Raw genomic sequence first — 14,917 nt, forward strand, 5'->3', positions numbered from 1 at the left:
CGTCGCCCCCCGCCCTACAGGTCGCCGAACGCTTCGAGCGGGAACGGCGGCGAGGCCAGCGGCCGGACCGCCATCCGCATCAGGATCAGCTGGTTGTCGTCCGGCGAGACCGGGTTGGAGGTCAGCTCGTCGCAGCGGGTGCAGCGGTGGACGACCATCCAGTCGCCGGTGCGCAGCACCGCGATGGCGATGGGCGACATCCGGCCCCGGCACTCGGACGGGCCGCCTTCGACGGCGTCATGCACATGCCGGGAGTGCAGGCAGCTGGGGCAGTGGTTGCGGCGGTTGCCGTCGGGGCCGAGCGTGGTGACGGTCAGGCCGCACCGTACGCAGGTGAAGGTGTCGGTACGCGGCAGCGGACGGGAACCGCTGGACGGGTGGGAACTGCTGGAACCGTGGGAGCTGTTGGACAGCACTCGGGGACTCCTTGCCGGAACGTGTCTGGAAAAGGCAGCGGGAGCAGGCCGAGCGGCCTCGGTCGTACGGGCAGCGGGCGGCACCGCCCGAAGGCGGGTGCGGCCGGGCCGTGCCGGCAGGGCGGACGACGGCCGGAGACGGTGAACGTCAGCGGCGGATTGCGTCCGCGCGGTGGTGAGGCGCGCTCAGCGCCGGCCGGGGCATAGACACTGCTTTCCAGGGCGGGGCCCGAGTGAGGGGTCACGTGCGGCGCGAGCCCGCACGTGCGGTGACGTGGGAAACGGTACGGGCGGGGGCGGGGCGGCGCCAACGGTTTTCGGGCGCCGTCCCGCCCCCGCCCGCGACGGCCTCAGGCCGTCCGGTGCACCTTGTGGTTGGCCGCCTGGGCGCGGGGGCGTACGACGAGGAGGTCGATGTTCACGTGGGCGGGGCGGGTGACGGCCCAGCCGATGGTGTCGGCGACGTCGTCGGCGGTCAGCGGTTCGGCCACGCCCTCGTAGACCTTCGCCGCCTTGGCGGCGTCGCCGCGGAAGCGGGTGGCGGCGAACTCCTCCGTCTTCACCATGCCGGGGGCGACCTCGATGACGCGTACGGGCTCGCCGCACAGCTCCAGCCGGAGCGTCTCGGCGATGACGTGCGCGCCGTGCTTGGCGGCGACATAGCCACCGCCGCCCTCGTAGGTGCCGTGGCCCGCCGTCGAGGAGACGACGACCACCGTGCCGTCGCCGGAGGCGGTCAGGGCGGGCAGCAGGGCCTGCGTCACGTTCAGTACGCCGAGGACGTTGACCTCGTACATCGTGCGCCAGTCGGCCGGGTCGCCGGTGGCGACGGGGTCCGCGCCCAGCGCCCCGCCGGCGTTGTTGACCAGCACGTCCACCGAGTCGTGGCGCGCGTCGAGTTCGGCGGCGAAGGCGTCCACCGCGGCGCGGTCGGTGACGTCGAGCCGATACGCCTCGGCGTCCGGCAGTTCGGCGGCCAGCGCCTCGATGCGGTCCTTGCGGCGGGCGGCGAGGACGACGCGGTAGCCCTCCGCGGCCAGCCGGCGGGCGGTCGCGGCGCCGATGCCGCTGCTGGCTCCGGTGACGACGGCGGTACGGGTACGGGCGGCGGACGCGTCGGGTACGGCGGTCATGCGGCGGCTCCTGGGGCGGCGGACGGCATTCGTGTGACGTACGCAGAATAGGCCCGGTCAGCGCCCCCGCGGCGCGTACATGATCAAGGCCATCCCGGCCAGGCAGACCAGCGCGCCGGTCACGTCCCAGCGGTCCGGGCGGTAGCCGTCCGCGACCATGCCCCAGGCCAGCGAGCCGGCGACGAAGACGCCCCCGTACGCGGCGAGGATGCGGCCGAAGTCGGCGTCCGGCTGGAGCGTGGCGACGAAGCCGTACGCGCCGAGGGCGAGCACGCCCGCGCCGATCCACAGCCAGCCGCGGTGTTCGCGCACGCCCTGCCACACGAGCCAGGCGCCGCCGATCTCGAAGAGGGCGGCGAGGACGAAGAGGGCGGCGGAGCGGGCGATCAGCATGATCACAGGGTAGGGAGGGGGCGGCCAGGGAAAGGGACCCTGCGGCGGGCGGCCGGTGCGGGGCCGTTGTCAGTGGCGTGTGAGAGCTTCGAGACATGCTCATCGAACGCGCATACGTGGATCGGTCCGAGGAAGCGGTGGCGCGGACCGGCGACCGCTGGCCCTGGACGGTTCCGTGCGTGCGCCGGTTGGCCGAGGACGGGCTGAAATTCGGCGCGCCGGTCACCTTCCTCGTGGGCGAGAACGGCTCCGGCAAATCGACGCTGGCCGAGGCCCTGGCGGAGGGCTTCGGTCTCGATTCGTACGGCGGCTCGGCCGGTTACAAGTACGCCAGTTCCCGTACGCCGTCCGAGCTGGGCTGCGCCATCCGCTTCGACCCGACGGCCGCGGGCCGCCGCATGGTGCGCGGTCCGCGCACGCGCCGGCGCGGGTTCTTCCTGCGTGCGGAGACCGCGTGGGACGCGCTCGCCCGCGAGCGGCTGTCGGGCGCGCCCGAGATGATGAGCCACGGCGAGGGCTTTTTGATGGCGTTCCGGGAGAAGTTCCGGCAGCCGGGGCTGTATGTGCTCGACGAGCCCGAGGCCGCGCTGTCGTTCACGTCCTGCCTGGAGCTGGTCGGTGTGCTGGCGGAGCTGAGCCGCGGTGGCGCCCAGATCATCTGTGCCACGCATTCGCCGCTGCTGACGGCCCTGCCCGGCGCGGAGATAGTCGAGGTCGGTGAGCACGGCATGCGCTCGGTGGCCTGGGAGGAGCTGGGCCTCGTCGACCACTGGCGCCGCTATCTCACCGACCCGCGCGCATATCTGCGGCACATCATCGGCTGATCCGGCGCCACCGTCCGGGCGCGGCGTCCGCGAAATGGCCGAAGCTGTCCGCCGGTTGATGTCCAAAAGCGGGCGTTGACGGGAAAGGGAAATGCTCCGCAAGCCGGTGCTGCGTGAAGGGCGAACCACTGGCCAAAAACCGTACGGTGCGTCACATCCCCTGGCGGGGCCCCTTGTCATGAGACATGTGGGTCCTTAGATTCCCCTTCTACCGGGGGGCGCAACACCGATCGGTGAGCGGCGAGGACAGCGGGAAAACGCGGCTTTCGCCGGTCGGTGCACAACAGGTGGCCCACCTCGAATTCCGCGGCGTATCCGGAACACCGGCGCATCCCGCGGTTCCCCGGGGCACGGTTTCACCTCCCATCACGTGGTATCCGCACCGGACTTCGGTGGCGGGCGGCGCGACCGGGCAGCTGCGGGATCCGGTCCGGCCGCCAGGCCCGGCAAGCGTCCGGCGCGCCCGGCCCGGGGACGGCCGGGCGCGGCGGACGGCGCGGACCCGTCCCCCGTTCATGGCCGGGGGACGGGCCGCGCGGGCCGCCGCACCGGAGTGTGCGAGGACGTGATGGTCACGGCCGGGCGGCGGTGCGGGCCGCGGCCCGGCCGGCGCCGGTCCAGCGGACGAGGGCGCCGTGCAGGGACTCGGCGCGTACGTCCGGGTCGGTGGCGTCGGTGGCCCAGGCGATGTAGCCGTCGGGGCGTACGAGCAGCGCGGTGCGCCGGTCGCTGTCCCAGGCGGCGCGTACGAGACGGGGGCCGGGAGCGGGCGCGTCCGCCGCTCCTGCCGCTCCCACGGCCTCGGGCACCGTCTCGTCCCCCGGCACCTTCTCGCCCTCCGGCGTGACCAGCACGAACGCCCCGCCCCGCAGTGCCTCGTGAAGCCGGGTGCCGCCCGCCAGGCGGAGGTCGGGGGCGCGCTTGCCCGCGAGCGGGTGGGCGCCGCGCCCGGCCGGGTACGCGATGCCCACGCCGCTGATCGTCATCATCGCCCGGTCCGCGAGCGGCGGCACCGAGTTCAGCAGCCGGGCGAGCGTCGCGCGCAGCACCCGCTGCGGCCTGCTGCGCAACTGCGCCAGCCGGATGACGGCGCCGCTGCTGCGCAGCACCATCTTGCCGACCGGGTGGCGTTCGGCGTGGTAGCTGTCCAGCAGGCTGTCGGGCGCGTCGCCGCGCAGTACGGCGGCGAGCTTCCAGCTGAGGTTGGCGGCGTCCTGGAGCCCGGTGTTCATGCCCTGGCCGCCGGCCGGGGAGTGGACGTGCGCGGCGTCGCCGGCGACGAAGGCGCGGCCGACGCGGTACCGGGGGACCTGGCGCTCGTCGCTGTGGAAGCGGGACGTCCAGCGGACATCGTGCATGCCGTAGTCGCTGCCGAGCGCGAGGCGCATGTACTCGCGGATCTCGTCGGGCTCGACCGGGGTGTCCTCGGGGACCCGGCGGTGCTGGTCCCAGCCGATGACGCGGTACCAGCCGTCGCCGAAGGCGCCGATGAGCGCGAAGGCGTCGTCGGTGGCGTTGGCGATGAGCGGCATGGTGGGCCGCTCGTCGAGCCGTACGTCGGCGAGCACGACGGAGTCCACCACGGTCCGGCCGGGGAAGGGCAGGCCGAGGGCCTTGCGGACGGTGCTGTGCACGCCGTCCGTGCCGACGAGGTAGGCCGCGCGGTACGTCGTGGCGGCCCCGTCCTCCTCCTGTACGCGGACGTCGACACCGTCGGCGTCCTGGTCGAGGCCGGTCACGCGGGCCCCGTACCGGAAGGTGACGCCGGCCTTCTGCGCGCGCCGCTCCAGCAGCCGTTCCACCTCGTACTGCGGCGTGATCAGCACGAACGGGAAGCGGGAGGGCAGCCGGTACGGCTTCATCTCGGCGGCGGCGAAGAGCTGGAGGTGCGACAGCGGGTGGCCGGTCGCGACGAGTTCGTCGGCGAGGTCGCGGGCGTCGAGCTGTTCGAGGGTGCGGGCGTGCACGGCCATCGCCCGGGTGAGGTTGCTGATCCCGGGGGCGCGGCGCTCCAGGAGGGTGACGCGCAGGCCGGCGACGGCGAGGTCGCCGGCCAGCAGCAGTCCGGTGGGGCCGGCGCCGACGACGATGACGTCGGCGGTCCGGTCGGTGGGTACGGGGGCGTGTTCGCCGGTGGTCTCGGGTGTGCGGTGCCGCATGGCCGCCTCCAAATGCCAACGCTTGTTGGTCAACGCTTGTTGGCAACGGTAGACCTGCCACGGTGGCGGGTCAACAGCTGTTGGCCTACAGTCGTGGGCATGGCCGATACCGTCCCCTCCGCACCGGACACCGACGCGGACCCCGAGCCGTCCGGCGCCCCTGCCGCACCACCGGCCCCCGGCACCGCCGCGGAGCCCCCCGGCGCCGACCGCCCCCGCCGCTCCGACGCCACCCGCGCCGCGATCCTCGCCGCCGCCCGCGACCGCTTCGCCGCCGACGGCTACGAACGCGCCACCATCCGCGCCATCGCCAAGGACGCGGGCATCGACCCGTCGATGGTGATGCGCTACTACGGCAACAAGGCGGGCCTGTTCGCGGCGGCCTCCGAGATCGACCTGCGGCTGCCGGACCTGACGGCCGTACCGCGCGACGAACTCGGCGCCCGGATGATCCGGCACTTCCTCGACCGCTGGGAGAACGACGAGACGCTGACCGGGATGGTGCGCGTCGCGGTCACCAACGAGGCGGGCGCCGAGCGGCTGCGCGGCGTCTTCACGGAGCAGATCAGACCGATGCTCGCGACCGTCTGCCCGGTCCCGGAGGAGGTCTCGGCCCGCGCCGCCCTGGTCGGCTCCCAGCTGGTGGGCATCGGCATGCTGCGCTATGTGCTGTTCCTGCCGCCCGCGGTGGACCTCACCCGCGAGGAGATCGTCGCCTGGCTGGCCCCCACCCTCCAGCGCTATCTGACCGCCGAGCACCCGTAGGGCGCGGCGTCGAACTCCGCGATCTCCGGACGCGGCGGCGCCGGCGTGCCTACGGTGGTGGCCGTACCCGCCGTACGCACAGCCGCACCCGCCGTCCCCGCAGGGACCGGGAAGGAGACGCATGGCCCGGCACACGCCCGCCGTACCGCCGTCACCGCAGGCGCTCGCCGAGTTCTACGGGCTGGAGCCGCTGCCCAGGGAAGGCGGGCGCTACCGGCGCACGTGGGCGGGCCCCGCGCGCCCCGACGGCCGCCCCGAGGGCTCTGCGATCATCGTGCTGCTCACCGCGGAACCCCGCGACCACAGCGCCCTGCACCGCCTGCCCACCGACGAGGTCTGGCACTTCTACCTCGGTGATCCGCTCACGCTGCTCCTTCTGGAGCCGTCCGGCGGCACCCGTACGGCCGTCCTCGGCCCGGACGTCCTGGGTGGCCAGCACGTCCAGTTCACGGTGCCGGCCGGCACGTGGATGGGCGCCGAGGTCGCCGACGGCGGCGCCTGGTCGCTCTTCGGCTGCACCATGGCGCCGGGCTTCACCTTCGAGGACTACGAGCACGGGGACGCCGCCGAACTGGCCGCGCGCTACCCCCAGGAGGCGGCGCGGATCACCGCGCTGAGCCGCCCGTGAGCGCGCCGCAGGGCAACGCCGCGCTGCCGTCCCTCGCGGGCCAGGTCGCCCTGGTGACCGGCGCGGGCGGCTGTCTCGGCACCGGCATCGCGCTGCGCTTCGCCGCGGCGGGCGCCGCCGTCGTCGCCCACTACCGTACGAACGCCTCCGCCGCGCAGGCACTCGTAGCCCGCATCGAGGAGCAGGGCGGCAGTGCGCTGGCGGTGCGTGCCGACCTGTCCGTGGAGGAGGAGTGCCACCGCCTGGTGCGTACGGCGGCGGACTGGCGCGGCCGGCTCACCGCCCTGGTCAACAACGCTGGCGTACAGCCCGACCAGGACCTGGCGGGCATGACCGTCGCCGACTGGCGCGCCGTCAACGACACCAACGTGCTGAGCGTCTTCGCCTGCACACAGGCCGCGGCCGAGGTGATGCGGGACGGCGACGGCGGCTCGATCACCCACATCGCCTCCATCCAGGCGCACCGGCCCGCCCCGGCGCACGCCCACTACTGCGCGTCCAAGGCGGCCGTCGTGATGCACGCCCGCTCGGCCGCGCTGGAGTACGGGCCCGACGGCATCCGCGTCAACAGCGTCTCGCCGGGCCTGATCGACCGCGAGGGGCTGGCCGAGGCGTGGCCCGACGGCGTGGTCCGCTACCGGCGGGCCGCCCCGGCCGGACGGCTGGGCCGCCCCGAGGACATCGGCGACGCGTGCGTCTTCCTCGCCTCGCCGATGGCCGCGTGGGTGACCGGCCACGACCTGGTGGTGGACGGCGGGGTGTCGGCGCGGCCGACCTGGTGACCGCCGTCCACCGGCCCCGGCGGCCTACTTGCTCTTGGACGCGCGGTTCCCGCGTTCCGCGCGGTAGCGCTTGTCCCAGCGGTCCTGGCGGATACGGCGCTCCCGGTAGGCGCGGTACTCCGCGTCGTAGCTCAAGTAGCCCTGGCGGTAGCGCACGGCGAGATAGGCCAGGACGGCGGAGGCCGCCCACCACACCGGGTTGGCGAACCAGCCGGCGAGGGCTGTGATCACTATGGAGACGAGAAGGAGCGGAAACACCGCGCACCTCCCTTGAACAGCACGGGCCGAAAGCGCTCCGCCCGGAACGCTTCCTAGGCCGCGGCCCCCTCGGGCGGTCCCGGCGGGCCGGCGGCGGCGGTCCCGGTCGCGGTGTCCAGGCCGGGGAAGACCGGCAGCAGCCGGTTCAGCCCACTGGTCTGCAACGCCGCGCGGGCGGCGGGACTCGGCAGGACCAGGCGCAGGTCACCGCCCTGGGAGCGGGCCCGCCGGGCCGCGGCGACGAGCGGACCGAGGGCGAGCGGGCAGCAGTCGGTGACCTCGGACAGGTCGACGATCAGCAGGCTGCCCGGGGCGCGCGGCAGGCGCCGCAGTCTCTCGCGCAGGGTGGGCAGGGTGGCGAGATCCATCCGCCCGCGCACGATGAGGACCGCGAAGTCCGGGTCCGCACTCTCGGCCGACGGCGCCGCTTGTGGCAGGCGCTCCGGCTGTCCGTCCGCCACGGGCGTCCGCTGCGGCCCGCGCCGGGCGCGGGACCGGGGTGGCGGCACCCGCGAACCCACCGCGCCGGTGCGCGGGGAGTCGAGGGATGTTCCGGGGTCTGCCATCACCACGCGCCTCCTCGGTGCGGACGGGATTGCCACGCTGCCGGGGACTCGGGCTGCCCCTCAAGGGTAGTGCGGGGCGCGTGGCCCGAACAGCGGGCGTGACCGATCGGGGCGGCACTCGCGGCCGACGGCCGTGCTATCGGCTCGAAGTGAGGACCCATCACCCGGAACGGTGGTGTCGCCACCGTCCCGCCGCCCCCTCACTCCCCGCCCGCCGTCCGCCCTCCGTCCATCAGCAGCCGCACTCCGGTGCGGTCGGCCGCGTCCGGCCCGGCGCCGAGGCAGTGCACGACCACCCACGTACGGGTCTCACGGTTCAGCCCGGTGAAAACCTGCGCGTCACGAGTGCCCCCGTTGTGCCATGTCATCGGCCCGTCCTGACGCCAGGTCAGCGTCGGCGGCCCGAGCACCTGCTCGACCAGCAGCCCGCGGACCAGCGCGGCGACGGCCGGCAGCGTGGCCCAGTAGCCCCCGGCGGGCAGCACCGCGCCGTTTGTCGTCCACGCGGCGCGCGGGCGGCCCCACCGGCTGGTGCCGGTCAGCCGCCGGTCGGCGGGCGGCCGGGCGGTCATCTCCTCGATGCCCAGCGGGTCGAGCACACAGCGCCGTACGACCTGCTCGTACGGCTCACCTGCGGCAGCGGCCAGCGCGGCGCCCAGGACCGCGTACCCGAAGTTGGAGTACTCCTCGGCGGTGCCGGGGGCGGTGGTGGCCAGCGTGTCGAGGCGGCCGACGAGCAAGCGCAGCGCGGCCGCGTCGAAGCGGAGGTACGGGTCGCGGCGCGGCCCGCGCAGCGGAGGCAGCCGCGGCAGGCCGGAGGTGTGCTCCGCCAGGTGGCGCAGGGTGATGCCGGTGCCGCGGGGCGCGTCGAGCCAGCGCTCCACCGGATCGTCCGGCGTCAGCACGCCGTCGGCCGCGAGCCGGTCCAGCGCCGTGCCGGTGAGCACCTTGGTCAGCGAGCCGATCTCCACGTATACGTCCGTACGGTGTCCGCCGGTCAGGCGGGGCGGGGCCGCGGAGGTCAGGACCGCGGTGCGGGTGCGTCGTCGTAAGGCCATGGGGCGCACCGTACGCGGCCGGGACCCGGGCGGCCCCGGCCGCTTCCGTCAGCGGTTCGCGCCCGTCACGGCCACACCAGGCAGTACGCCTGGTGCCCCGCCTCGTGCAGCCGGTGGGAGAAGTCCTGCCACTCGTGGAGCAGCTGGTAGACGGTGAAGGCGTCGCGGGGGCCGCCGCGGTCGGGGACCGTGGACCAGATGAAGGCCGCGGCGCCGACCGACTCCTCGCCGACGCCGCGCAGCGGGTCGACGACCGTCATGGGGAGCTTGACGACGGCGTAGTCGGGGTGGAGGACGACCAGTTCCAGCGGGGGGACCTTGTGCAGCGGTATGCCTTCTATACCGGTGAGGACCATCGCGGCCATCGTCTCCGGTTTGATCTTCGTGAACATGCCGCCCATGCCGAGCTCGTCGCCGCCCAGCTCCTCGGGCCGCATCGAGATCGGCACCCGCGCCGCCGTGGCACCGTTCGGCGCGCCGAAGTACTTGTACGTCACCCCCATGCGGCCGCCTCTGCTTCCCCCGCCCTTGGTCTCCTCGCGCCGGTGGCGGCCCCGCTGGGCGCGCTCAGGTCCCCGGTCATCGGTGCCCTCGCCCAGTCCGCCACCGCGATGCATATCTCCACCCGACCACTCGCAGCCCCAGCCGCGCAACCCGATCATCGTCTCAGAGACCTCCCCCGTCACCGGCGCGTGAAACGCCCCGCCGCGCGCCCCCGTGCGCCTCTGAGACCATTGCTTGCGTGACTTACTCGTACGTTGTCCCAGTTTTGCAGACTCGCGGGGTCTGACACCTGGTCGAGAGCGAGGGGAATCCCGCTTCGTTGTCAGTCCGGGTGCCGCCGCAAGCCGTCGCCCCTTCCTACGTTTGTGCAGGTCAGGATCACAGTGCCTTTTCCCTATGAAGCCCCAGTTTCGCAGACGCTCTTCGACCGCGCGGCCGTTGTGACGCCGGGCGGGGTGAACTCCCCCGTGCGCGCGTTCCGCGCGGTGGGCGGTTCGCCCCGGTTCATGGTGTCCGGTACCGGTCCGTACCTCACCGACGCCGACGGCCGCGAGTATGTCGACCTCGTGTGCTCGTGGGGCCCGATGATCCTCGGACATGCCCACCCCGAGGTCACCGCCGCCGTCCAGGAGGCCGTCGCCCGCGGCACCTCCTTCGGCACGCCCGGCGAGGGCGAGGTCGAGCTGGCCGAGCAGATCGTGGACCGGATCGACCCGGTCGAGCAGGTGCGCCTGGTCTCCTCCGGCACCGAGGCCACCATGTCCGCCATCCGCCTGGCGCGCGGCTACACCGGCCGCGCCAAGGTCGTGAAGTTCGCCGGCTGCTACCACGGGCACGTCGACGCGCTGCTGGCCGCGGCCGGCTCCGGCGTCGCGACCTTCGGGCTGCCGGACACCCCCGGCGTCACGGGTGCCCAGGCCGGGGACACGATCGTGCTGCCGTACAACGACATCGAGGCCGTACGGGCCGCCTTCGCAGCCCACCCCGGCGAGATCGCCTGCGTGATCACCGAGGCGTCGCCCGGCAACATGGGCGTCGTCCCGCCGCTGCCCGGCTTCAACCAGGGCCTGAAGGACCTGTGCGCCGAGAACGGCGCGCTGTACATCTCCGACGAGGTCATGACCGGCTTCCGGGTCAGCCGCACCGGCTGGTACGGCATCGACGGCGTCCGGCCCGACCTGATGACCTTCGGCAAGGTCATGGGCGGCGGCTTCCCGGCCGCGGCCTTCGGCGGCCGCGCCGACGTGATGGCCCACCTCGCCCCGGCCGGCCCGGTCTACCAGGCGGGCACCCTGTCCGGTAACCCGGTCGCGACGGCCGCCGGCGTCGCCCAGCTCAAGCTGCTGGACCAGGCGGCGTACGACAAGGTCGACGCGGTCTCGGCCGAGGTGCGCTCGCTGGTCACCGACGCGCTGACCAAGGCGGGCGTCGCGCACCGCGTCCAGGTCGCGGGCAACATGTTCTCGGTCTTCTTCACCGACCGGGACGTGACCGACTACGACGGGTCCAAGGCGCAGGAGGCGTTCCGCTTCACCGCCTTCTTCCACTCGATGCTCTCCCAGGGCGTGTACCTGCCGCCGTCCGCGTTCGAGTCCTGGTTCGTCTCGACCGCGCACGACGAGCGGGCCGTCGAGCGGATCGCCGCGGCGCTGCCGTCGGCCGCGCGGGCCGCCGCCGAAGCGACCGCGTGAGCGGTGCGTACGGCGGGACGGACCGGAAGATGGGTGACATGAACAGCGAAGAGACCACCGTCGTCCACCTGATGCGGCACGGCGAGGTGCACAACCCCGAGGGCGTGCTGTACGGGCGGCGGCCCGGCTACCACCTCTCCGAGCTGGGCCGGCGGATGGCCGACCGGGTGGCCGAGCATCTGGCGGGGCGGGACGTCACGCATGTCGTGGCGTCCCCGCTGGAGCGGGCGCAGGAGACCGCGACGCCGATCGCCAAGGCGCACGGCCTCGACCTGGCCACCGACGAGCGGCTGATCGAGGCGGCCAACGTCTTCGAGGGCAAGACCTTCGGGGTCGGCGACGGCGCGCTGAAGAAGCCGGGGAACTGGAAGTACCTGACCAACCCGTTCCGGCCGTCGTGGGGCGAGCCGTACCTGGAGCAGGTCGTACGGATGATGGCGGCGCTCGGCGCGGCGCGCGACGCGGCCCGCGGGCACGAGGCGGTGGCGGTCAGCCACCAGCTGCCGATCTGGGTGGTGCGCAGCTTCGCGGAGCGGCGGCGGCTGTGGCACGACCCGCGCAAGCGGCAGTGCACGCTCGCCTCGCTGACGTCGTTCACCTTCCGCGGCGACAAGATCATTTCGGTGGGGTACACCGAGCCGGCGCTCGATCTGGTGCCGGTGCATCTGCGGGCGGGCGCCAAGCCGGCCCCGGGGAAATCCAAGGCCGCCGGGGCGTAACCTCCGGCCGGTTTCTCGCATCCTGTTGCGTGAGGGACGCGAGGGACCGGTGTGATGCAGTGTTGGCTATGTGACGCAGGGTCGACAAAAAGTAAAATAATAAAATTGCGCTATTAGTCCGGAACCTCCGTGTTCGCCAGAACCTCTTACTCCATGTCCGTTTATACGGATATTGAGTGTGACGAGTACGGATGGGGACGACGGTATGCGCGCGATCAGTCGGCGGAACCTGCTGGGCATGGGAGTGGGTGCGGCCGCGGCGCTCGGCGTCGCGGGCTGCTCCTCCGGCTCCGGGTCCGGCTCCGGGTCCGGCAACGGCAAGAACGACGTCCAGGCGAAGGCCAAGCCGATCGGCGACGGATCGACGGCCGACGCCGGACCGCAGCCCCACCAGCCGGACAAGCCGCGCCGGCTGGAGCCGGGGGAGACCCCGCCGCAGTTCGTGATCTTCTCGTGGGACGGCGCGGGAGAGGTCGGCAACGGCCTCTTCCCGCGCTTCCGCAAGCTCGCCAAGGACCACAACGCGGCGATGACCTTCTTCCTCTCCGGGCTGTACTGCCTCCCGGAGTCCAAGAAGCACCTCTACCGCCCGCCGAACAACAAGGTCGGCGCCTCCGACATCGGCTACCTCTCCGACGAGCACATCAAGGCGACGCTGAAGAACGTGCGGGAGGCGTGGCTGGAGGGCCACGAGATCGGCACCCACTTCAACGGGCACTTCTGCGGCGAGGCCCGCACCTCGGTCAAGCACTGGACCCCGGCCCAGTGGCAGTCCGAGATCGACCAGGCGATGGACTTCGTCACGAAGTGGCGTACGAACACCGGCTTCACCGATCTGGAGCCGCTGCCGTTCGACTACAAGAAGGAGCTGGTCGGCGGCCGTACGCCGTGCCTGCTCGGCCAGGACAATCTGCTCCCCACCGCCAAGAAGCTGGGCTGGCGCTACGACGCCAGCTCGCCGGGCGGCGTGCAGCGCTGGCCGAAGAAGAAGATGGGCCTGTGGGACTTCCCGCTCCAGCAGATACCTTTCCCCGGGCACCGCTTCGAGGTCCTCTCGATGGACTACAACATCCTCGCCAACCAGTCGAAGAACTCCACCAAGGGCCCGCCCGCCAACTACCCGGGCTGGCGCAAGGAGGCCACCGGCGCCTACATCAAGGGCTTCGAGCGGGCCTACGAGACCAACCGCGCGCCGCTGTTCGTCGGCAACCACTTCGAGCAGTGGAACGGCGGCATCTACATGGACGCCGTCGAGGAGGCGCTGAAGCACATCGCCGACGAGAAGCGCAAGGACGTGCGGCTGGTCTCCTTCCGCCAGTTCACCGACTGGCTGGACGCCCAGGACCCCAAGGTCGTCGCCAAGCTCCAGGGCCTGGGCGTGGGCCAGAAGCCGGCCGGCGGCTGGAAGACGTTCCTTTCGGGGGCCTGAGCCGGAACGGCGTCCGGGCCGTACGGGGCGACTCCACGCATCCGTACGGGCCGGGGTGGCGCGCTCCGGCCCGTACGTCGGCCGCGGCCCGTACAGCTCGCCCGGCGCGGTACGCCTGACGTGCCCGGACCTGCCCGGACCGGCCCGGCGCCGACCCGGCGAGGGGGGTGCGGAAGATCCGTAACCGCCCCATGCGAAACTTTTCACATGAGTGCCTGCCGCGTCCCCCGACGACTCGCCAGTCATCGCCGCACCGCCCTGTTCGCCACGGGTGCCGCGCTCGCGGCGCTGACCCTGGCCGCCTGCGGCGAGGGCCGCTCGGGCGGCTCGGAGCAGACCCAGTTCGTCGAGGGCAAGGACGGCGTCGAGCGGGTCGCGAAGGCGGACCGTAAGCCCGTACCCGAGATCTCCGGCGAAACCACCCAGGGTGCCAAGCTGGACATCGCGGACTACAAGGGCAAGGTCGTCGTCCTGAACGTCTGGGGATCGTGGTGCGCCCCCTGCATCGCCGAGGCCCCCAACTTCGCCAAGGTCGCGAACGAGACCAAGGACAAGGGCGTCCAGTTCGTCGGCATCAACACCCGCGACTCGCAGAAGTCCCAGGCGGTCAGCTTCGAGGAACAGCACAAGGTGCCGTACCCGAGCCTGTTCGACCCGACCGGCAAGCTGATGCTGCGCTTCCCCAAGGGCAGCCTCAACCCGCAGGCCATCCCCTCCACCATCGCCGTCGACCGGCAGGGGAAGATCGCCGCGCGCTCGATCGGGCCGCTCGGTGAGGACGAGCTGCGCAAGATGCTCAAGCCGCTGATCGACGAGAAGTGATCACGTGATCACGCTCGCCGCCGCCACCGGCCCCGCCGCCACGATCACCTCGGGCGCGCTGCTGCTCGCCGTGCCCGTCGCCCTCCTCGGCGGCCTGGTCTCCTTCTTCTCGCCCTGCGTGCTGCCGCTCGTACCCGGCTACATGTCCTACGTCACGGGCGTGACCGGAGCGGACCTCGCCGAGGCCAAGCGCGGCCGGATGCTGGCCGGTGCCTCCCTCTTCGTCCTCGGCTTCACCGCCGTGTTCGTCTCCGGCGGCGCCCTCTTCGGCTACTTCGGCCAGGAGCTCCAGGACTACCAGGACCCGATCAACAAGGTCCTCGGCGTCCTGATGATCCTGCTCGGCCTGGCCTTCGCCGGCGTCCTGAAGAACTTCGGCCAGCGCGAGCTGCGCTTCCACAAGAAGCCCGCCATGGGCCTGGCCGGCGCGCCGGTGCTCGGTGTGCTCTTCGGCGTCGGCTGGACGCCGTGCCTGGGCCCGACGCTCACCGCGGTCAGCTCGCTCGCCCTCAACCAGGCCAGTGCCGGGCGCGGCGCCCTGCTGACCGTGGCCTACTGTCTTGGCCTGGGCCTGCCCTTCGTCTTCGTCGCCCTCGCCTTCCGCAAGGCGCTGGGCGCCTTCGGCTGGGTCAAGCGCCACTACGTGTGGGTGATGCGGCTCGGCGGCGGCATGATGGTCGTGCTCGGCGTCCTGCTCCTCACCGGCGTATGGGCCGACATGATGTCCGGCCTGCAGAGCTGGACCAGCAGCTTCACCCCAGGGATCTGAT

17 protein-coding genes are annotated in these 14,917 nt (G+C 72.7%); 9 read left to right on the top strand and 8 right to left on the bottom strand.

The window, feature by feature from the left end; all coding sequences use genetic code 11:
• Window positions 1-14 precede the first annotated feature (14 nt).
• The 3 genes from CP984_RS21490 to CP984_RS21500 form a co-directional block, all read right to left on the bottom strand.
• Entirely contained in the window at window positions 15-356 is a 342-nt protein-coding gene (locus tag CP984_RS21490; protein ID WP_050504127.1) for an RNHCP domain-containing protein, read from the bottom strand.
• A 410-nt stretch (window positions 357-766) separates the two neighbouring features.
• Window positions 767-1,549 (bottom strand): SDR family NAD(P)-dependent oxidoreductase, encoded by a 783-nt coding sequence (locus CP984_RS21495; RefSeq protein ID WP_003980973.1) that lies wholly within the window; start codon window positions 1,547-1,549, stop codon window positions 767-769.
• 57 nt (window positions 1,550-1,606) lie between these two features.
• Window positions 1,607-1,942, bottom strand: coding sequence for a YnfA family protein (locus CP984_RS21500; protein ID WP_003980974.1), 336 nt, complete (start codon window positions 1,940-1,942; stop codon window positions 1,607-1,609).
• A gap of 95 nt (window positions 1,943-2,037) precedes the next feature.
• On the opposite strand from CP984_RS21500, the gene CP984_RS21505 reads away from it, so the two are divergent.
• Entirely contained in the window at window positions 2,038-2,766 is a 729-nt protein-coding gene (locus tag CP984_RS21505; RefSeq protein ID WP_003980975.1) for an AAA family ATPase, read from the top strand.
• 572 nt (window positions 2,767-3,338) lie between these two features.
• Here the strand turns inward: CP984_RS21505 and CP984_RS21510 are convergent.
• Window positions 3,339-4,925, bottom strand: a complete 1,587-nt coding sequence (locus CP984_RS21510) for an FAD-dependent monooxygenase (protein ID WP_003980976.1) — start codon at window positions 4,923-4,925, stop codon at window positions 3,339-3,341.
• A 99-nt stretch (window positions 4,926-5,024) separates the two neighbouring features.
• Between CP984_RS21510 and CP984_RS21515 the strand changes: the two genes are divergently transcribed.
• The 3 genes from CP984_RS21515 to CP984_RS21525 all read left to right on the top strand — a co-directional run bounded on the left by CP984_RS21515 (window position 5,025) and on the right by CP984_RS21525 (window position 7,100).
• Window positions 5,025-5,690: a TetR/AcrR family transcriptional regulator gene (locus CP984_RS21515; protein ID WP_030183573.1), complete on the top strand. Its 666-nt coding sequence runs from the start codon at window positions 5,025-5,027 to the stop codon at window positions 5,688-5,690.
• A 121-nt stretch (window positions 5,691-5,811) separates the two neighbouring features.
• Window positions 5,812-6,318, top strand: coding sequence for a cupin domain-containing protein (locus tag CP984_RS21520; RefSeq protein WP_003980978.1), 507 nt, complete (start codon window positions 5,812-5,814; stop codon window positions 6,316-6,318).
• Window positions 6,315-7,100, top strand: coding sequence for an SDR family NAD(P)-dependent oxidoreductase (locus tag CP984_RS21525; RefSeq protein WP_003980979.1), 786 nt, complete (start codon window positions 6,315-6,317; stop codon window positions 7,098-7,100). The genes CP984_RS21520 and CP984_RS21525 overlap by 4 nt, the downstream gene beginning before the upstream one ends.
• 24 nt (window positions 7,101-7,124) lie before the next feature.
• Here the strand turns inward: CP984_RS21525 and CP984_RS21530 are convergent, their stop codons facing one another.
• The 4 genes from CP984_RS21530 to CP984_RS21545 all read right to left on the bottom strand — a co-directional run bounded on the left by CP984_RS21530 (window position 7,125) and on the right by CP984_RS21545 (window position 9,599).
• The gene (locus tag CP984_RS21530; RefSeq protein WP_003980980.1) at window positions 7,125-7,358 is read right to left on the bottom strand and encodes a hypothetical protein; all 234 of its coding nucleotides are present in this window, start codon (window positions 7,356-7,358) and stop codon (window positions 7,125-7,127) included.
• A 53-nt stretch (window positions 7,359-7,411) separates the two neighbouring features.
• Window positions 7,412-7,924, bottom strand: a complete 513-nt coding sequence (locus CP984_RS21535; RefSeq protein ID WP_003980981.1) for an STAS domain-containing protein — start codon at window positions 7,922-7,924, stop codon at window positions 7,412-7,414.
• Window positions 7,925-8,124: 200 nt separating this feature from the next.
• The gene (locus tag CP984_RS21540) at window positions 8,125-8,982 is read right to left on the bottom strand and encodes a serine hydrolase domain-containing protein (RefSeq protein ID WP_003980982.1); all 858 of its coding nucleotides are present in this window, start codon (window positions 8,980-8,982) and stop codon (window positions 8,125-8,127) included.
• A gap of 65 nt (window positions 8,983-9,047) precedes the next feature.
• A complete protein-coding gene (locus CP984_RS21545) occupies window positions 9,048-9,599 on the bottom strand; it encodes a hypothetical protein (protein ID WP_078575525.1) in 552 nt (183 codons plus the stop codon).
• Between the two features lie 270 nt (window positions 9,600-9,869).
• On the opposite strand from CP984_RS21545, the gene hemL reads away from it, so the two are divergent.
• The 5 genes from hemL to CP984_RS21570 all read left to right on the top strand — a co-directional run bounded on the left by hemL (window position 9,870) and on the right by CP984_RS21570 (window position 14,916).
• Entirely contained in the window at window positions 9,870-11,177 is a 1,308-nt protein-coding gene (hemL, locus tag CP984_RS21550; protein WP_078575526.1) for a glutamate-1-semialdehyde 2,1-aminomutase, read from the top strand.
• Window positions 11,178-11,215: 38 nt separating this feature from the next.
• Window positions 11,216-11,896: a histidine phosphatase family protein gene (locus CP984_RS21555; protein ID WP_078575532.1), complete on the top strand. Its 681-nt coding sequence runs from the start codon at window positions 11,216-11,218 to the stop codon at window positions 11,894-11,896.
• 205 nt (window positions 11,897-12,101) lie between these two features.
• The gene (locus CP984_RS21560) at window positions 12,102-13,325 is read left to right on the top strand and encodes a polysaccharide deacetylase family protein (protein WP_003980986.1); all 1,224 of its coding nucleotides are present in this window, start codon (window positions 12,102-12,104) and stop codon (window positions 13,323-13,325) included.
• A gap of 207 nt (window positions 13,326-13,532) precedes the next feature.
• Window positions 13,533-14,147, top strand: coding sequence for a TlpA family protein disulfide reductase (locus CP984_RS21565; protein WP_003980987.1), 615 nt, complete (start codon window positions 13,533-13,535; stop codon window positions 14,145-14,147).
• A gap of 7 nt (window positions 14,148-14,154) precedes the next feature.
• Complete coding sequence (locus CP984_RS21570; RefSeq protein WP_030183579.1) at window positions 14,155-14,916, top strand: cytochrome c biogenesis CcdA family protein; 762 nt, start codon at window positions 14,155-14,157, stop codon at window positions 14,914-14,916.
• The last annotated feature ends 1 nt before the right edge of the window (window position 14,917 follow it).

Origin of the sequence: Streptomyces rimosus, from assembly GCF_008704655.1 — a bacterium.
Classification (GTDB): domain Bacteria; phylum Actinomycetota; class Actinomycetes; order Streptomycetales; family Streptomycetaceae; genus Streptomyces; species Streptomyces rimosus.

Bases quoted from the DNA above. Each gene is read 5' to 3' on its own strand.
- CP984_RS21495 (WP_003980973.1), bottom strand. From the start codon at position 1,549: ATGACCGCCGTACCCGACGCGTCCGCCGCCCGTACCCGTACCGCCGTC.
- CP984_RS21500 (WP_003980974.1), bottom strand. From the start codon at position 1,942: ATGCTGATCGCCCGCTCCGCCGCCCTCTTCGTCCTCGCCGCCCTCTTC.
- CP984_RS21505 (WP_003980975.1), top strand. From the start codon at position 2,038: ATGCTCATCGAACGCGCATACGTGGATCGGTCCGAGGAAGCGGTGGCG.
- CP984_RS21510 (WP_003980976.1), bottom strand. From the start codon at position 4,925: ATGCGGCACCGCACACCCGAGACCACCGGCGAACACGCCCCCGTACCC.
- CP984_RS21515 (WP_030183573.1), top strand. From the start codon at position 5,025: ATGGCCGATACCGTCCCCTCCGCACCGGACACCGACGCGGACCCCGAG.
- CP984_RS21520 (WP_003980978.1), top strand. From the start codon at position 5,812: ATGGCCCGGCACACGCCCGCCGTACCGCCGTCACCGCAGGCGCTCGCC.
- CP984_RS21535 (WP_003980981.1), bottom strand. From the start codon at position 7,924: ATGGCAGACCCCGGAACATCCCTCGACTCCCCGCGCACCGGCGCGGTG.
- CP984_RS21540 (WP_003980982.1), bottom strand. From the start codon at position 8,982: ATGGCCTTACGACGACGCACCCGCACCGCGGTCCTGACCTCCGCGGCC.
- CP984_RS21545 (WP_078575525.1), bottom strand. From the start codon at position 9,599: ATGCATCGCGGTGGCGGACTGGGCGAGGGCACCGATGACCGGGGACCT.
- CP984_RS21555 (WP_078575532.1), top strand. From the start codon at position 11,216: ATGAACAGCGAAGAGACCACCGTCGTCCACCTGATGCGGCACGGCGAG.
- CP984_RS21560 (WP_003980986.1), top strand. From the start codon at position 12,102: ATGCGCGCGATCAGTCGGCGGAACCTGCTGGGCATGGGAGTGGGTGCG.
- CP984_RS21565 (WP_003980987.1), top strand. From the start codon at position 13,533: ATGAGTGCCTGCCGCGTCCCCCGACGACTCGCCAGTCATCGCCGCACC.